The organism is Curtobacterium sp. PhB136 (assembly GCF_004346855.1).
GTDB lineage: Bacteria > Actinomycetota > Actinomycetes > Actinomycetales > Microbacteriaceae > Curtobacterium.
Genome location: NZ_SMGH01000004.1, coordinates 987,998 through 1,003,301 on the forward strand (window position 1 = coordinate 987,998; position 15,304 = coordinate 1,003,301).

General features: G+C 67.7%; 8 protein-coding genes. 6 read left to right on the forward strand and 2 right to left on the reverse strand.

All coding sequences use genetic code 11. From position 1 onward, the window contains the following. Window positions 1–276 precede the first annotated feature (276 nt). From EDF27_RS04820 to EDF27_RS04830, 3 genes are all read left to right on the forward strand, one after another. Window positions 277–888 carry a hypothetical protein gene (locus tag EDF27_RS04820; RefSeq protein WP_123700898.1) on the forward strand — a complete coding sequence of 204 codons (612 nt, stop codon included), beginning with the start codon at window positions 277–279 and terminating at the stop codon, window positions 886–888. Between the two features lie 347 nt (window positions 889–1,235). Beyond that, window positions 1,236–4,724, forward strand: a complete 3,489-nt coding sequence (rpoB, locus tag EDF27_RS04825; protein WP_123700897.1) for a DNA-directed RNA polymerase subunit beta — start codon at window positions 1,236–1,238, stop codon at window positions 4,722–4,724. 47 nt (window positions 4,725–4,771) lie between these two features. Beyond that, window positions 4,772–8,653 carry a DNA-directed RNA polymerase subunit beta' gene (locus EDF27_RS04830; protein ID WP_123654849.1) on the forward strand — a complete coding sequence of 1,294 codons (3,882 nt, stop codon included), beginning with the start codon at window positions 4,772–4,774 and terminating at the stop codon, window positions 8,651–8,653. Window positions 8,654–8,725: 72 nt separating this feature from the next. Here EDF27_RS04830 and EDF27_RS04835 read toward each other — a convergent pair whose 3' ends face one another. Together EDF27_RS04835 and EDF27_RS04840 are read right to left on the reverse strand one after the other, a co-directional pair. After that, window positions 8,726–9,877, reverse strand: coding sequence for a hypothetical protein (locus tag EDF27_RS04835; protein ID WP_132047571.1), 1,152 nt, complete (start codon window positions 9,875–9,877; stop codon window positions 8,726–8,728). A 134-nt stretch (window positions 9,878–10,011) separates the two neighbouring features. Further along, window positions 10,012–10,410 carry a VOC family protein gene (locus EDF27_RS04840; protein WP_123654847.1) on the reverse strand — a complete coding sequence of 133 codons (399 nt, stop codon included), beginning with the start codon at window positions 10,408–10,410 and terminating at the stop codon, window positions 10,012–10,014. Window positions 10,411–10,643: 233 nt separating this feature from the next. On the opposite strand from EDF27_RS04840, the gene EDF27_RS04845 reads away from it, so the two are divergent. From EDF27_RS04845 to EDF27_RS04855, 3 genes are read left to right on the forward strand one after another with little or no spacing between them, the layout of a single operon-like run. Further along, window positions 10,644–12,314 (forward strand): ATPase, T2SS/T4P/T4SS family, encoded by a 1,671-nt coding sequence (locus EDF27_RS04845; RefSeq protein WP_123700895.1) that lies wholly within the window; start codon window positions 10,644–10,646, stop codon window positions 12,312–12,314. A gap of 17 nt (window positions 12,315–12,331) precedes the next feature. Further along, the gene (locus EDF27_RS04850; RefSeq protein ID WP_123700894.1) at window positions 12,332–13,954 is read left to right on the forward strand and encodes a type IV pilus twitching motility protein PilT; all 1,623 of its coding nucleotides are present in this window, start codon (window positions 12,332–12,334) and stop codon (window positions 13,952–13,954) included. Beyond that, window positions 13,954–15,177, forward strand: a complete 1,224-nt coding sequence (locus EDF27_RS04855) for a type II secretion system F family protein (RefSeq protein WP_123700893.1) — start codon at window positions 13,954–13,956, stop codon at window positions 15,175–15,177. The genes EDF27_RS04850 and EDF27_RS04855 overlap by 1 nt, the downstream gene beginning before the upstream one ends. The last annotated feature ends 127 nt before the right edge of the window (window positions 15,178–15,304 follow it).

The window sequence follows — 15,304 nt, forward strand, 5'->3', positions numbered from 1 at the left end:
GAATGCGTACACATGGACTGCCAGTCGATGCCAAGGGACGTCACGTAGCGTCGGTTCCCGTCGTCGCGCCGGTTGCGTCGACTCGCCGGGACCCCACCCCGCTGCGGGTCCGCACACCGGCCGACCGTGACGAGTGCCCCCACCGCCGTCACCCGCGTGCCGTCGCGCCCGCGCCGTCGTCGCGCCCCCACCGCGAACGACCGTTGAACACATGTCGTTCGTTATGTAAAATACGGAGTGCAGAATCCGAACGGCCCCGAACCGCAGGAGTCACCCTTGTCCGCCGACACCCTGAGCATCCCGACGCACCGTTTCACCAGCGCCAGCGCCAGCGCCAGCACGCGCACGAACGCGAGCCGACCCCGTGTGGCAACCCGTCCCTCCCGTCCGTTCCACGCGGACCGCGAGCACGCACCCGCCTGGATGCGCGTGGTCGGGAGCGTGCTCCTCGCTGCGGGCGGCGGCCTCACCGGCGCGGTCCTCGGCTGGCCGGGCGAAGCGCCGGAGGTCGCCCTCATCGTCCCGGGCGTCCTCGGCATGGTCGTCGGACTGCTCCTGTTGCTCGCCCGGTCCGGCTTCACCGTCACCGCGACGCACGTCACCCTGCACTTCCGTCCGCTCCCGCCGCGCCGGATCCCGCGTCACCGGATCACGGACGTCCGGCTCGTCGAGGCCGACGCGCGCACCTACGGCGGCATCGGCCTGCGGCTCGGTCGCGGGGTCCGCGCCCTGATGCTGACCCCGGGGCTCGGGATCGAGCTCACCGACGACCGTGGCCGGGTCACCTTCGTGCGCACCCGTCGTCCGGAGGACGCGTTCCGTGCGCTGGCGGGGTTCGAGAACCGGACCGGAGGCTCGGCTCGGGTCGACCGCGAACGCCTCGGTTAGGCGGGTGGCCGGGGTCCGCACGGCGGAATACCGGCGGCCGGACGGTGCTTATACACGTCGTCCACGAATTTGGTCAAGCCAGGACTGGACATCATGCGCGGCCGCTGCCTATGATGGCAGTTCGCGCTCCCTGGCTGCGTGTCGTCATATTGCGGTCGACTCCGACGCCCTTGTGAAGCCGGACCCGTATATGTCGGCGGGTGCCGCTCACTCAGATCATCGCACATGCCCTTCGTCCTCGTGACACAGGCGTGCGTGCGTGTCTCGGGGTTGCGCCGAGCGTCAATCCACTCACCTACATGCTGCTCGTCAGTACCGGCCCGACGGGGCCTACGGAGGTCACACCCTTGGCTGCTGCGCCCAACGCATCCACCAACCCCAAGAACGGTCGCAACCACTCGCGACTCTCGTTCGCCAAGATCACGGACACCCTCACGGTTCCTGATCTGCTCGCTCTCCAGACGGAGAGCTTCGACTGGCTCGTCGGCAACGACGTCTGGAAGGCCCGACTGGCCGAGGGGCAGGAGCAGGGTCGTACCGACCTCGCGCTGCACTCCGGCCTCGAGGAGATCTTCGAGGAGATCTCCCCGATCGAGGACCTCGGCGAGACGATGCAGCTCTCGTTCACGTCCCCGGAGCTCGAGGACCCGAAGTACTCCATCGACGACTGCAAGGAACGCGGCAAGACCTACGCCGCTCCGCTGTACGTCAACGCCGAGTTCATGAACCACATGACCGGTGAGATCAAGACGCAGACGGTCTTCATGGGCGACTTCCCGCTCATGACCGAGCGCGGCACGTTCATCATCAACGGCACCGAGCGTGTCGTCGTCTCGCAGCTCGTCCGCTCGCCGGGCGTGTACTTCGAGCGCCAGCAGGAGAAGACGTCCGACAAGGACATCTACTCGGCTCGCGTGATCCCGTCGCGTGGTGCATGGCTCGAGTTCGAGATCGACAAGCGCGACCAGGTGGGCGTGCGCATCGACCGCAAGCGCAAGCAGTCGGTCACGGTCTTCCTCAAGGCCCTCGGCCTGACGAGCGAAGAGATCCTCGACGAGTTCCAGGGCTTCGCCTCCATCGAGTCGACCCTCGAGAAGGACGCCATCCTCACCAAGGAAGAGGCGCTCAAGGACATCTACCGCAAGCTGCGTCCGGGCGAGCAGGTCGCCGCCGAGGCCGCGCGTGCGCTCCTCGACAACTTCTACTTCAACCCGAAGCGCTACGACCTCGCCAAGGTGGGTCGTTACAAGCTGGACCGCAAGCTCGGCATCGACGCGCCGCTGTCCGACTCCGTGCTCTCGGTGCAGGACATCGTCGCGACGATCAAGTACCTGGTCTCGCTGCACGCCGAGCGCACCACGATCGACGGCGTCCGCGACGGCGAGCCCGTGCAGCTCCGCCTCGACGTGGACGACATCGACCACTTCGGCAACCGCCGCATCCGTGCCGTCGGTGAGCTCATCCAGAACCAGGTCCGCACCGGTCTGTCCCGCATGGAGCGTGTCGTCCGCGAGCGCATGACCACGCAGGACATCGAGGCGATCACGCCGCAGACCCTGATCAACGTGCGCCCCGTCGTCGCCGCGATCAAGGAGTTCTTCGGGACGTCCCAGCTGTCGCAGTTCATGGACCAGAACAACCCGCTCGCGGGCCTGACGCACAAGCGTCGTCTCTCGGCCCTCGGCCCGGGTGGTCTGTCCCGTGAGCGTGCCGGCGTCGAGGTCCGCGACGTCCACCCGTCGCACTACGGCCGCATGTGCCCGATCGAGACCCCGGAAGGCCCGAACATCGGCCTGATCGGTTCGCTCGCGTCCTTCGGTCGGATCAACTCGTTCGGCTTCATCGAGACCCCGTACCGTCGCGTCGTCAACGGCGAGGTCACGAAGACCATCGACTACCTGACCGCTTCGGAAGAAGACGAGTTCGTCGTCGCGCAGGCCAACGCCCCGCTGACGGCCGACTTCCACTTCGCCGACGACAAGGTGCTCGTCCGCAAGAAGGGCGGAGAGGTCGAACTCGTCGCCCGCGGCGAGGTCGACTACATGGACGTCTCCCCGCGCCAGATGGTGTCGGTCGCGACGTCGCTCATCCCGTTCCTCGAGCACGACGACGCGAACCGCGCCCTCATGGGTGCGAACATGCAGCGCCAGGCCGTGCCGCTCCTCCGCTCCGAGTCGCCGCTCGTCGGCACCGGCATGGAGGGCTACACCGCCATCGACGCCGGCGACGTCGTCATCGCCGAGAAGGCCGGTGTCGTCTCCGAGGTCTCGGCCGACGCCGTGACCCTGCAGCTCGACGAGGGCGGGACGCAGTCCTACTACCTCCGCAAGTTCGACCGCTCGAACCAGGGCACGAGCTACAACCACCGCGTGATCGTCAGCGCCGGTGAGCGTGTGGAGCAGGGCGAGGTCATCGCCGACGGCCCCGCGACGGAGAACGGCGAGCTCGCGCTCGGCAAGAACCTCCTCGTCGCGTTCATGCCGTGGGAGGGCTACAACTACGAGGACGCGATGATCCTGTCGCAGAACCTCGTGAAGGACGACACGCTCTCCTCGATCCACATCGAGGAGTACGAGGTCGACGCCCGCGACACCAAGCTCGGCAAGGAAGAGATCACCCGCGACCTCCCGAACGTCAGCCCGGACCTCCTGGCCGACCTCGACGAGCGCGGCATCATCCGCATCGGCGCCGAGGTCCGCCCCGGCGACATCCTCGTCGGCAAGGTCACGCCGAAGGGCGAGACCGAGCTGAGCGCCGAAGAGCGCCTCCTCCGCGCCATCTTCAACGAGAAGTCGCGCGAAGTCCGCGACACCTCGCTGAAGGTGCCCCACGGTGAAGAGGGCACGATCATCGGCGTCAAGGTGTTCGACGCGCAGGACGGCGACGACGAGCTCGGCTCGGGCGTCAACCAGCGCGTGGTCGTCTACATCGCCCAGAAGCGCAAGATCACCGCTGGCGACAAGCTCGCCGGTCGTCACGGCAACAAGGGCGTCATCTCGACGATCCTGCCGGTCGAGGACATGCCGTTCCTGGCGGACGGCACCCCGGTCGACATCGTGCTGAACCCGCTCGGCGTCCCCGGCCGCATGAACTTCGGCCAGGTCCTCGAGATCCACCTCGGGTGGCTCGCGAAGCAGGGCTGGAACGTCGAGGGCATCCAGGAGTGGGCTTCGGCTCTCCCCGAGGCCGCCCGCAGCGCGGAGCCCGGCACCAAGGTCGCGACCCCGGTGTTCGACGGCGCCTACGAGCGTGAGATCGAGGGCCTCCTCGACTCGACGCTCCCGAACCGTGACGGCGAGCGCCTGATCGGTTCCTCCGGCAAGGCCCAGCTCTTCGACGGCCGCTCCGGCGAGCCGTTCCCGGAGCCCGTGTCGGTCGGCTACATGTACATCCTGAAGCTCCACCACCTGGTCGACGACAAGATCCACGCCCGTTCGACCGGTCCGTACTCGATGATCACGCAGCAGCCGCTGGGTGGTAAGGCGCAGTTCGGTGGACAGCGTTTCGGCGAGATGGAGGTGTGGGCGCTCGAGGCATACGGCGCCGCGTACGCCCTCCAGGAGCTCCTGACGATCAAGTCCGACGACATCCTCGGCCGCGTGAAGGTCTACGAGGCGATCGTCAAGGGCGAGAACATCCAGGAGCCCGGCATCCCGGAGAGCTTCAAGGTCCTCATGAAGGAGATGCAGTCGCTCTGCCTGAACGTCGAGGTCCTCTCGGCCGACGGCCAGGCGGTCAGCCTCCGCGACACGGACGACGAGGTCTTCCGTGCCGCTGAAGAGCTCGGCATCAACATCTCCTCGCGGTTCGAGTCGTCCTCCGTCGACGACATCTGATCCCGCCCCGCCCGACAACGTTTCGAATTCAGCAAGAGAGAAGAACATTGCTCGAAGCAACTTCCTTTGACGCACTGCGGATCGGCCTCGCCACGGCCGAAGACATCCGCCAGTGGTCGTACGGCGAGGTCAAGAAGCCGGAGACCATCAACTACCGCACCCTGAAGCCCGAGAAGGACGGTCTGTTCGGCGAACAGATCTTCGGTCCTTCCCGCGACTGGGAGTGCGCCTGCGGCAAGTACAAGCGTGTCCGCTTCAAGGGCATCGTCTGCGAGCGTTGCGGCGTCGAGGTCACCAAGTCCTCGGTCCGTCGTGAGCGCATGGGCCACATCGAGCTCGCCGCACCCGTCACGCACATCTGGTACTTCAAGGGCGTCCCGTCGCGCCTGGGCTACCTGCTGGACATGGCGCCGAAGGACCTCGAGAAGGTCATCTACTTCGCCGCGTACATGATCATCAGCATCGACGAAGAGGGCCGGCACGCTGACATGCCGGGTCTCGAGAACGAGATGCGCCTCGAGATCAAGAACCTCGAGAACCAGCGCGACTCGATCATCGCCGACCGCCTCAAGAAGCTCGAGGACGACCTCGCAGCGCTCGAGGAAGAGGGCGCCAAGGCCGACATCAAGCGCCGCACCAAGGACACCGCCGAGAAGGAGATGTCCCAGGTCCGCAAGTCCTTCGACGAGGACATCACCCGTCTCGAGCGTGTGTGGGAGGACTTCCGCAACCTCAAGGTGGGCGACCTCAAGCCCGAGGACGCGGTCTTCCACGAGCTCCAGGACCGCTTCGGGATCTACTTCGACGCCTACATGGGCGCCGAGGCGATCAAGCTGCGGCTCGAGGCCTTCGACCTGGCCGCCGAGGCCGAGGCACTGCGTCTGCAGATCGCCGAGGGCAAGGGCCAGAAGAAGATCCGTGCGATCAAGCGTCTGCGCGTCGTCAGCTCCTTCCTCGCCACCGGCAACTCGCCGGCAGCGATGGTGCTCGACGTCGTGCCGGTCATCCCGCCGGAGCTCCGCCCGATGGTGCAGCTCGACGGTGGCCGTTTCGCCACGTCGGACCTCAACGACCTCTACCGTCGTGTGATCAACCGCAACAACCGCCTCCGCCGCCTGCTCGACCTCGGTGCCCCCGAGATCATCGTGAACAACGAGAAGCGCATGCTGCAGGAAGCGGTCGACGCGCTGTTCGACAACGGTCGTCGTGGTCGCCCCGTCACGGGTACCGGCAACCGCGCCCTGAAGTCCCTGAGCGACATGCTCAAGGGCAAGCAGGGTCGTTTCCGCCAGAACCTGCTCGGCAAGCGCGTCGACTACTCGGGTCGTTCGGTCATCATCGTCGGCCCGCAGCTCAAGCTCCACCAGTGCGGTCTGCCCAAGCAGATGGCCCTCGAGCTGTTCAAGCCGTTCGTCATCAAGCGCCTCATCGACCTGTCGCACGCGCAGAACATCAAGTCGGCCAAGCGCATGGTCGAGCGTTCGCGTCCGCAGGTGTGGGACGTGCTCGAGGAGATCATCCGCGAGCGCCCCGTCCTGCTGAACCGTGCGCCGACGCTGCACCGTCTGGGCATCCAGGCGTTCGAGCCGCAGCTCGTCGAGGGCAAGGCCATCCAGCTCCACCCGCTCGTGTGTGCTGCGTTCAACGCGGACTTCGACGGTGACCAGATGGCCGTGCACCTGCCGCTGTCGGTCGAGGCCCAGGCCGAGGCCCGCATCCTGATGCTCGCCTCGAACAACATCCTGAAGCCGTCCGACGGCCGCCCGGTGACCCTGCCCGCACAGGACATGATCATCGGTCTGCACCACCTGACGACCGTCCGCGAGGGCGCCGTCGGTGAGGGCCGTTCGTTCTCCTCGGTCGCCGAGGCGATCATGGCGAAGGACCAGAACACGCTGCACCTCAACGCGCAGGTGAAGATCCGCATGTCGGGTGTCCACTTCGCCGAGGGTGAAGCCCCCGAGGGCTACGAGGTGGGTCAGTCGATCCTCCTCGAGACCACCCTCGGTCGCGCGCTCTTCAACGAGACCCTGCCGGCGGACTACCCGTTCGTCCAGCGGGTCACCGACAAGGGCACCCTCTCCGCGATCGTCAACGACCTCGCCGAGCGCTACTCCAAGACCGAGACGGCCGCTGCGCTCGACCGGATCAAGGACGCGGGCTTCTACTGGGGCACGCGCTCCGGTGTGACCGTGGCGCTCTCCGACGTCGTGACGCCTCCTCGCAAGAAGGAGATCATCGCGGGTTACGAGATCCAGGCCGCCAAGGTCCAGGGTGAGTTCGACAAGGGTCTGATCACCGACGCGGAACGTCGCGCCGACCTGATCAAGATCTGGACCGAGGCCACCAACGAGATCGCGCAGGAGATGCGCGACAACTTCCCGATCGACAACACCATCAACCGCATGGTGTCCTCGGGTGCTCGTGGTAACTGGCTGCAGGTCCGCAACATCGCCGGTATGCGTGGTCTGGTGAACAACCCGAAGGGCGAGATCATCGCCCGCCCGATCATCAACTCGTACCGCGAGGGCCTGACCGTGGCGGAGTACTTCATCGCCACCCACGGTGCTCGTAAGGGTCTTGCCGACACCGCGCTCCGTACCGCGGACTCCGGGTACCTCACCCGTCGTCTCGTGGACGTGTCGCAGGACGTCATCATCCGCGAGGACGACTGCGGCACCACGCGTGGTCTCGAACTGCCGATCGCCACGGTCGACGCCGACGGCAAGCTCGTCCGCGACGCCCGCGTCGAGAACACCGTGTACTCGCGCACCCTCGCCACCGCGGCGACGGACGCGAAGGGCACGGTGGTCGCCGAGGCAGGCGAGGACGTCGGTGACGTCCTCATCGACAAGCTGGTCGCGGCCGGTGTCGAGAGCATCAAGGTGCGCTCGGTCCTGACCTGCGAGTCGGCCGTCGGTGTCTGCGCGAAGTGCTACGGCCGTTCGCTCGCCACGGGCAACCTCGTCGACATCGGCGAGGCGGTCGGCATCATCGCCGCCCAGTCCATCGGTGAGCCCGGTACCCAGCTGACGATGCGTACCTTCCACACGGGTGGTTCGGCCTCGGCCGACGACATCACCCAGGGTCTGCCCCGTGTCACCGAGCTCTTCGAGGCTCGTACCCCCAAGGGCGCGTCCCCGATCGCCGAGGCCCCCGGCCGCGTCGTCATCGAGGACACGGACAAGGGCCGTCGCATCATCCTCACGCCGGACAACGGCGACGAGCCGTTCATCTACCCGGTGCTCAAGCGTGCGACCCTCCTCATCGAGGACAACCAGCACGTCGAGCTCGGCGAGCAGTTCATCGCCGGCACCGTCGACCCGAAGGAAGTCCTTCGCGTCAAGGGTGTCCGTGAGGTCCAGAAGCACCTGGTCAACGGTGTGCAGGACGTGTACGGCTCGCAGGGCGTGCCGATCCACGACAAGCACATCGAGGTCATCGTCCGTCAGATGCTCCGCAAGGTGACGGTCGTCGACCACGCCGACACGGACCTGCTGCCCGGTGAGCTCGTCGACCGGTCGCGCTACAACGCGATCAACCGTGCGGCGCTGCAGGAGGGTCGCAAGACCGCTTCCGCTCGCCAGGAGGTCATGGGCATCACCAAGGCGTCCCTCGCGACCGAGTCGTGGCTGTCCGCCGCGTCCTTCCAGGAGACCACCCGCGTGCTCACGCAGGCGGCCATGGAGGGCAAGCAGGACCACCTCGTCGGCCTCAAGGAGAACGTCATCATCGGGAAGCTCATCCCCGCCGGGACGGGCCTCAGCCGGTACCGCGACGTGGACGTGAACGCGACGGAAGAAGCGAAGGCAGAGCGGTACCCCAACCGCATCTTCGCGGACGACTCGTCGTTCTCGGACGCCGACCTGAGCTTCGTCGACTTCGACAGCTTCTCGTCGGACGACTTCACGCCGGGTACGTACAACTGAACCGAGTGATCCGAAGGAAGGGCCCCGCATCCATTGGATGCGGGGCCCTTCCCCGTTTCTGGGGTGTGGTCGTCAGCGGTAGGTCAGGGTGACGTTGCCGTGCACGCCCTCGTCGCCGGTGACGGTGGCGGTCACGGTGCCGCCGGCCATCCGGCGCGGGTCGAGCGTGACGGTCCACTTCGAGGTCCCGGGGACCGGCGGTTCGACGCGGTTGCCGTCGGCGTCGGTCACCGGGGTGCCGTCGGCGTCGACGAACGACAGACGGGCGCCGGGTTCGGCGGTGCCGGAGAGCACCAGCTTCTTGGCGGTGTACTTCGTGACCACGGCCGTCACCGGGAACGGGATCGTCGCACTGGTGGTCGTGGAACCGACCAGCTTGCCGTCGTCGTACACCTCGGCGACGATGCCCATGAAGCGGGTGCCGACGCCCGGGTATGCGACATCAGCCGTCCAGGTCCCGTCGGCGTTCGTGATCCAGTCGGTGCCGTCCGTCAACGGCCACGGGGCGCCGGACTCGTCGACGAAGCGCATGTCGGTGCCGGCGGGCCCGCGACCGGCCAGGTGCACGAGGTGACCGGCCGGGTCGACGCGGACGTCGTCGACGACCGGGAAGGGCTCGAGGAGTGCGGAGGAGTTGATGCGGAGCTGCTCGGCGCCGTCGAAGCGCTCGCTGGTGGTGACCGTGTGCTGGCCGAACGCCATGCCGGAGATCCGGTGGGCGAAGGCGCCGTCGCGATCGACCGTCGTGGTGCCTCGTGGGACACCGTCGACGGTGAGGTCGACGTGTGCGCGAGGCTCGAAGCCCGATCCGCGCACCAGGAGGGACCGTTCCCAGTTCTCGCGGACCACGACGAGACCCGTGTAGCTGACGTCGCGCGTCGTGGCGGCGAGGGTCCGGGCCGGTGAGCCGATCGAATCGGTGACGCGGAACGTGTGGTCGCCGGGACCGTCCACGTGCGCGACGGTCCGCCAGGTGCCGTTCGGCTTCACCCGGGTCTGCACCGGGGCGCCGTCGGACGGCGTCACCTCGACGAGGTCGCCCGGGTCGCCGTTCCCGGTGACCGCGACGTCGCCGGCGTTGTGCGCGACGGATCCGATCCGTGCGGAGAACTCCGCGGCCTGCGCCGGCGCGGCGAGGGCCACGGAACCGAGCGAGAGCGCGAGCACGACGAGCCCGCCGGTGATCCGCCGTTGTACCACATCTGAAATACGTGTCTTCTGCATGCCGACAGCGTGGCACTGCGCGGCTGCCGCGTCCAGGCCCGAAACGTGACGTTCACGAAGTTGCTGCACCGCAGAACCGACGGGAGGCACGGTGCGGACCGGCACCGTGCCTCCCGGCGGTCGCCTGGTCGCGTTTAGAGCGCGCGACCGGCCCCGCTGTCCCGGCCGTCGGAACCGTGACCCGTCTCGTCCGCCAGGGAGTAGAGGCTCAGCACGTTGCCGTCGGGGTCGTGGACGTCGAACCAGTCGATCGCACCCTCGACGCGCTCCACCGGGCCGACGTCGATGCCGAGCGCGGCGATCCGGGTGTGCTGCGCGGCGACGTCGTCGACGCCGAAGCGGACGACGGCGGAGTTCTCCTCGGCGTCCGGGTCCTCGACGAGCTGGATCCAGATCCCGCCGATCTCGTACTCGGCGACGCCCTCGGCCGGTTCGAGGTCGGGGTCCACGCGCTCGAACACCGCGCCGTACCAGAGGCAGGACGCCTCGAGGTCGGTGACGGGCAGCCCGACGGTCACGCTCGTGATCTCCATGACTCATCATGTCCCGGCGGCGTGCCGCGCGTCGAGACTTTTTCTCCACAGGAGGCATCCCGAAGCCGTTGTCCACAGCCCCCGTTCTGGGTGCGCCAGGAGGCCTCCGCCCCCTCATTCTGGGACTGCGGGGCCAGCCGGTCCCGGACATAGCGTGGACAGGCGTCGAACCCGAGCGGCGCAGCGCCCGTACCCCACGCCAGCGTTCACTCAACCCAGGAGGCTCCGAGCCCATGGCGACGCTCTCCGAGATCCTGATCCTCAACGGAGCACTCCCGATCGAGCACCTCGACTCGCTCACCGGCGACGAGGAGATCGACGAGCGGTCGATCCGCTCCCTGGTGAGCCAGGGCGTGGTCAGCGAGGCGCAGTTCATCACCGCCCGCGCGGCCTCGAACAACTCCAAGACCGTGCCGCTCACCGACTACCCGGTCGACGGCACCGCGGTGTCGATCCTGCCCGCAGCGCTCTGCCGCCGCCACGGGGTGCTCGGCGTCGGGTTCGAAGGCGACGTCCTCGTCCTCGCCATGGTGAACCCGACGAACGTCCTGGCGATCGACGACGCCCGCGCCGCCTCCGGCCGGGCGATCAAGCCCCTCCAGGTCGAGGAACGGGACCTCGCCAGCGCCCTCGACCGCTACCTCCGCGCCGACGACGAGCTGAACGACCTGACCTCCTCGCTCGAAGAAGAAGCGTCGGCGACGGCGCAGCAGCAGGCGGACATCTCGGAAGGGTCGCTCGACGACGTCCCGATCGTCCGCTTCGTGAACCTGCTCGTCTCGCAGGCCATCCAGGACCACGCGTCCGACATCCACATCGAGCCCGGCGAGCACGAGGTCCGGGTGCGGTACCGCATCGACGGCGTGCTGCACGAGATGGCGCCGGCGCCGAAGAACATCCAGAACGGCGTGATCAGCCGCTTGAAGATCATGAGCGACATCGACATCGCCGAGCGACGGAAGCCGCAGGACGGCCGCATGTCGGTCCGCCACGGCGGCCGCCAGATCGACCTCCGCGTCGCGACCCTGCCGACCGTCTGGGGCGAGAAGGTCGTCATGCGGATCCTCGACAACACGAACACGTCGATGACCCTCAGGGACCTCAACCTGCTGGAGCGGAACGCCGCCGCGTACCAGCGGTCCTACTCGAAGCCGTACGGCATGATCCTCGTCACCGGACCGACCGGTTCGGGCAAGTCGACCACGCTCTACACGACCCTGAACGCCGTCGCCCGTCCCGAGATCAACGTCATCACCGTCGAGGACCCGGTCGAGTACCGGATGGCCGGCATCAACCAGGTGCAGGTGAACCCGAAGGCCGGACTGACCTTCGCCTCGGCGCTCCGCAGCATCCTCCGCTCCGACCCCGACGTCGTGCTCCTCGGCGAGATCCGCGACCACGAGACCGCGCAGATCGCGATCGAAGCGTCGCTCACCGGCCACCTCGTCCTCTCGACCCTCCACACCAACGACGCCCCGTCCGCGGTCACCCGCCTGACGGAGATGGACATCGAGCCGTTCCTGGTCGGGTCCGCACTGGACTGCGTCGTCGCACAGCGCCTCGCGCGGAAGCTCTGCGACCGCTGCAAGGCGCCCGCCGTCTACGAGCCGTCCCAGCTGCGGGCGCTCGGGTTCGTCGACGGCGCCGATGCCGAGATCCCCGAGTTCTTCGCCCCGATCGGCTGCGCCGTGTGCTCGAACACCGGCTACCGCGGCCGCATCGCCCTGCACGAGGTGATGACCGTGTCCGAGGAGATCGAGCGGCTCGCCGTCGCCCGCGCCTCGAGCGCCGAGATCAGCCGCGTCGCGCAGGACCAGGGCATGCTCACCCTCCGTCAGGACGGGTGGGAGAAGGTGAAGCTCGGCATGACGAGCGTCGACGAGATCCTGCGCGTGGTGGCGTAGGCCGAGGAGAGCACGAGATGACCGACTCCGTGTACGACATCACCGCTGCGGGCGACGAGCCCGTGGCCGGCTGGCACCCGGGCCGTCCCGGCCACGAGATCGGGTCGCGCCGCGCCGCGCGGCTCGCCGAGACCGGCGCGCAGCCGACCGTGCCAGCGGCTGGGGCGGCGCCGTTCGCCGCAGCGCCCGCGGCCGCTCCCGCCGTCCCCGTGTACGACCTCGGCGACGACACCGCCGGCTGGCCGGCACCCTCCGGTGCGCCCGTCGCCGTGCCGGTGGCGCAGCCGCTGGCGGCGCCGGCGACCCCGCCCGCCGCGGTCCCGCCGTCCACTGCGAGCTACGGCTACCCCGACGCGGTGACCGAGCACCTGCCGGTCGCGCCCGCGGTGCCGACCACGAGCCTCCAGACGGTGCCGACGTACGCCGCTCCTGCTCCCGCCGCCGGTGGCGCCGGTGTCCCAGAGATCGGGTTCACGCGGCACGCGCGTGAAGTGGCCGACCCCGACCTCGTGACGGCGCTCGCCCAGGTCGTCTACCAGGGCGGCTCCGACCTGCACCTGACCGCCGACGCCGCCCCGACGGTCCGCGTCGACGGCTCCCTCCGGCCCGCCGTCCCCGGCGGACCCTGGGCGCGGAACAAGGTCATCGCCGCGCTGAAGACGCTCATGACCGTCGAGCAGGCCGGCCAGTTCGACCACGAGCAGGAACTCGACTTCGCGTACTCGCTCTCGCCGGAGTACCGCTTCCGCGTGAACTACTACCAGCAGCGCGGCAACTGGGGTGCGGCCTTCCGCATCATCCCCACCAAGATCAAGACGCTCAAGCAGCTCGGCATCCCCGCCCACGTGGGGGAGTTCGCGAAGCTGCCACGCGGACTCGTCCTCGTCACCGGGCCGACCGGGTCCGGCAAGTCGACCACGCTCGCCGCGCTCATCGACCTGGTGAACGAAACCCGTGCCGACCACATCGTCACGGTCGAGGACCCGATCGAGTTCATGCACGACCACAAGAAGGCGATCATCAACCAGCGCGAGGTCGGAGCGGACACGCAGTCGTTCGCGAAGGCCCTGAAGCACGTGCTGCGCCAGGACCCCGACGTCATCCTCATCGGTGAGCTCCGCGACCTCGAGACGATCTCCGTCGCACTGACCGCCGCCGAGACCGGCCACCTGGTCTTCGCGACCCTGCACACGCAGAGCGCACCGGGCACGATCGACCGTGTCATCGACGTCTTCCCGCCGCACCAGCAGGGGCAGATCCGGACGCAGCTCGCCGCCACGCTCGAAGGAGTCGTCTGCCAGACGCTCGTCCCGAAGGCGAACGGGGCGGGGCGCGTCGTCTCGACCGAGATCATGAAGACCACGCCGGCGATCGGCAACCTCATCCGCGAAGGCAAGACGTACCAGATCACCTCGGCCATGCAGGCCGGGCGGGACATGGGCATGCACACCATGGATCAGGACCTCGCGGAGCTCGTCAACGTCGGCACCGTCACCCGGGCCGCGGCGCTGGAGAAGGTGCACGACCTCGAAGGGTTCGACCGGCTCGTGCAGCGCGTCGAGTCCCCGTCCGACTCGTCCGCCGCGGCCATCGCCGCGAGCGAGATCGACTTCGGCGACAAGTTCTCCGGAGGGCACTGATGTCACTCGCGTTCGACTACCGCGGGCGGGACGGCGGCGGCAAGCTCGTCAAGGGGCGGCTCGACGCTGCCTCGGAAGGGGCCGTCGTCCAGCGGCTCCGGACGATGGGCGTCTCGCCGATCGCGATCACCGAGGCGAAGGTCGGCAGCGGGCTGCAGACCGAGATCAAGATCCCGGGGTTCGAGAAGGGCGTCGGGCTCAAGGACCTCTCGATCATGGCCAGGCAGGCCGCGACGATGCTGTCGTCGGGGCTCTCGCTGCTCCGTGCCCTGTCGATCCTGGCCGATCAGACCGAGTCGAAGAAGCTCAAGGACATCCTCGGCAAGGTACGGGACGACGTCGAGCGCGGCGTCTCGTTCTCGGACGCCGTCGCGAAGTACCCGGTCGAGTTCCCGCCGATCATGATCAACATGATCCGTGCCGGCGAGACCGGCGGGTTCCTCGACCAGGCGATGGACTCCATCGCCACCAACTTCGAGAAGGAGCACAAGCTCCGCTCGACGATCAAGTCCGCGATGACCTACCCGGTCGTCGTGCTGATCATGTCGCTGCTCGCCGTCGTCGTGATGCTGATCTTCATCGTCCCGATCTTCCAGGGCATGTTCGAGTCGCTCGGCGGCAAGCTCCCGCTCCCGACGATGATGCTCGTCTACATGTCGCACGCGATGGTCTACGTCGGACCGGTCCTCGCGGTCGCGGTCGTCGTCGGCTGGATCTGGTGGCGTGCGAACAAGAACACCGATCGGGTCCGCGGCTTCCTCGACCCGCTGAAGATGCGTCTGCCGGTGTTCGGTGACCTCAACAAGAAGATCGTGATGGCGCGGTTCTCGCGCAACCTCTCGAACATGATCGGCGCCGGTGTGCCCATTCTGCAGGCATTGCAGATCGCCGGTCAGGTCTCCGGGAACTTCGTTGTGGAAAAGGCGTTGGGGCGGGTTTCCGAATCGGTTCGGAAAGGCGAATCAATTGCGGCTCCGCTGGAGCGCGAACCCGTTTTCCCGTCGATGGTCTCGCAGATGATCGCCGTCGGTGAGGATGCCGGTTCGATGGAGATCATGCTCGAGAAGATCGCGATCTTCTACGACAACGAGGTGGAGGCCACCACCGAGGCGCTGACCTCGCTGATCGAGCCGCTGCTCATCGCGTTCCTCGGCGTGGTCGTCGGCGGGATGATCGTGGCGCTCTACCTGCCGATCTTCCAGATCTCCTCGCTCGTCAAGTAGTAATGCGCGAAGCCCCCTCCATCGGGGGTGGTTCATCGAGAAGCCACCCCCGGTAGTGGGGGTATTTCGCTGCCCGGTGACCCCCCGTTCTCGGGATTATGCACTGAATCGTCGGTGAATACGCTCG

What these genes read in the sequence shown, in the direction of transcription:
- EDF27_RS04850 (WP_123700894.1), top strand. Translation starts at nt 12,332, where the DNA reads ATGACCGACTCCGTGTACGACATCACCGCTGCGGGCGACGAGCCCGTG.
- EDF27_RS04855 (WP_123700893.1), top strand. Translation starts at nt 13,954, where the DNA reads ATGTCACTCGCGTTCGACTACCGCGGGCGGGACGGCGGCGGCAAGCTC.
- EDF27_RS04840 (WP_123654847.1), bottom strand. Translation starts at nt 10,410, where the DNA reads ATGGAGATCACGAGCGTGACCGTCGGGCTGCCCGTCACCGACCTCGAG.
- EDF27_RS04835 (WP_132047571.1), bottom strand. Translation starts at nt 9,877, where the DNA reads ATGCAGAAGACACGTATTTCAGATGTGGTACAACGGCGGATCACCGGC.
- EDF27_RS04845 (WP_123700895.1), top strand. Translation starts at nt 10,644, where the DNA reads ATGGCGACGCTCTCCGAGATCCTGATCCTCAACGGAGCACTCCCGATC.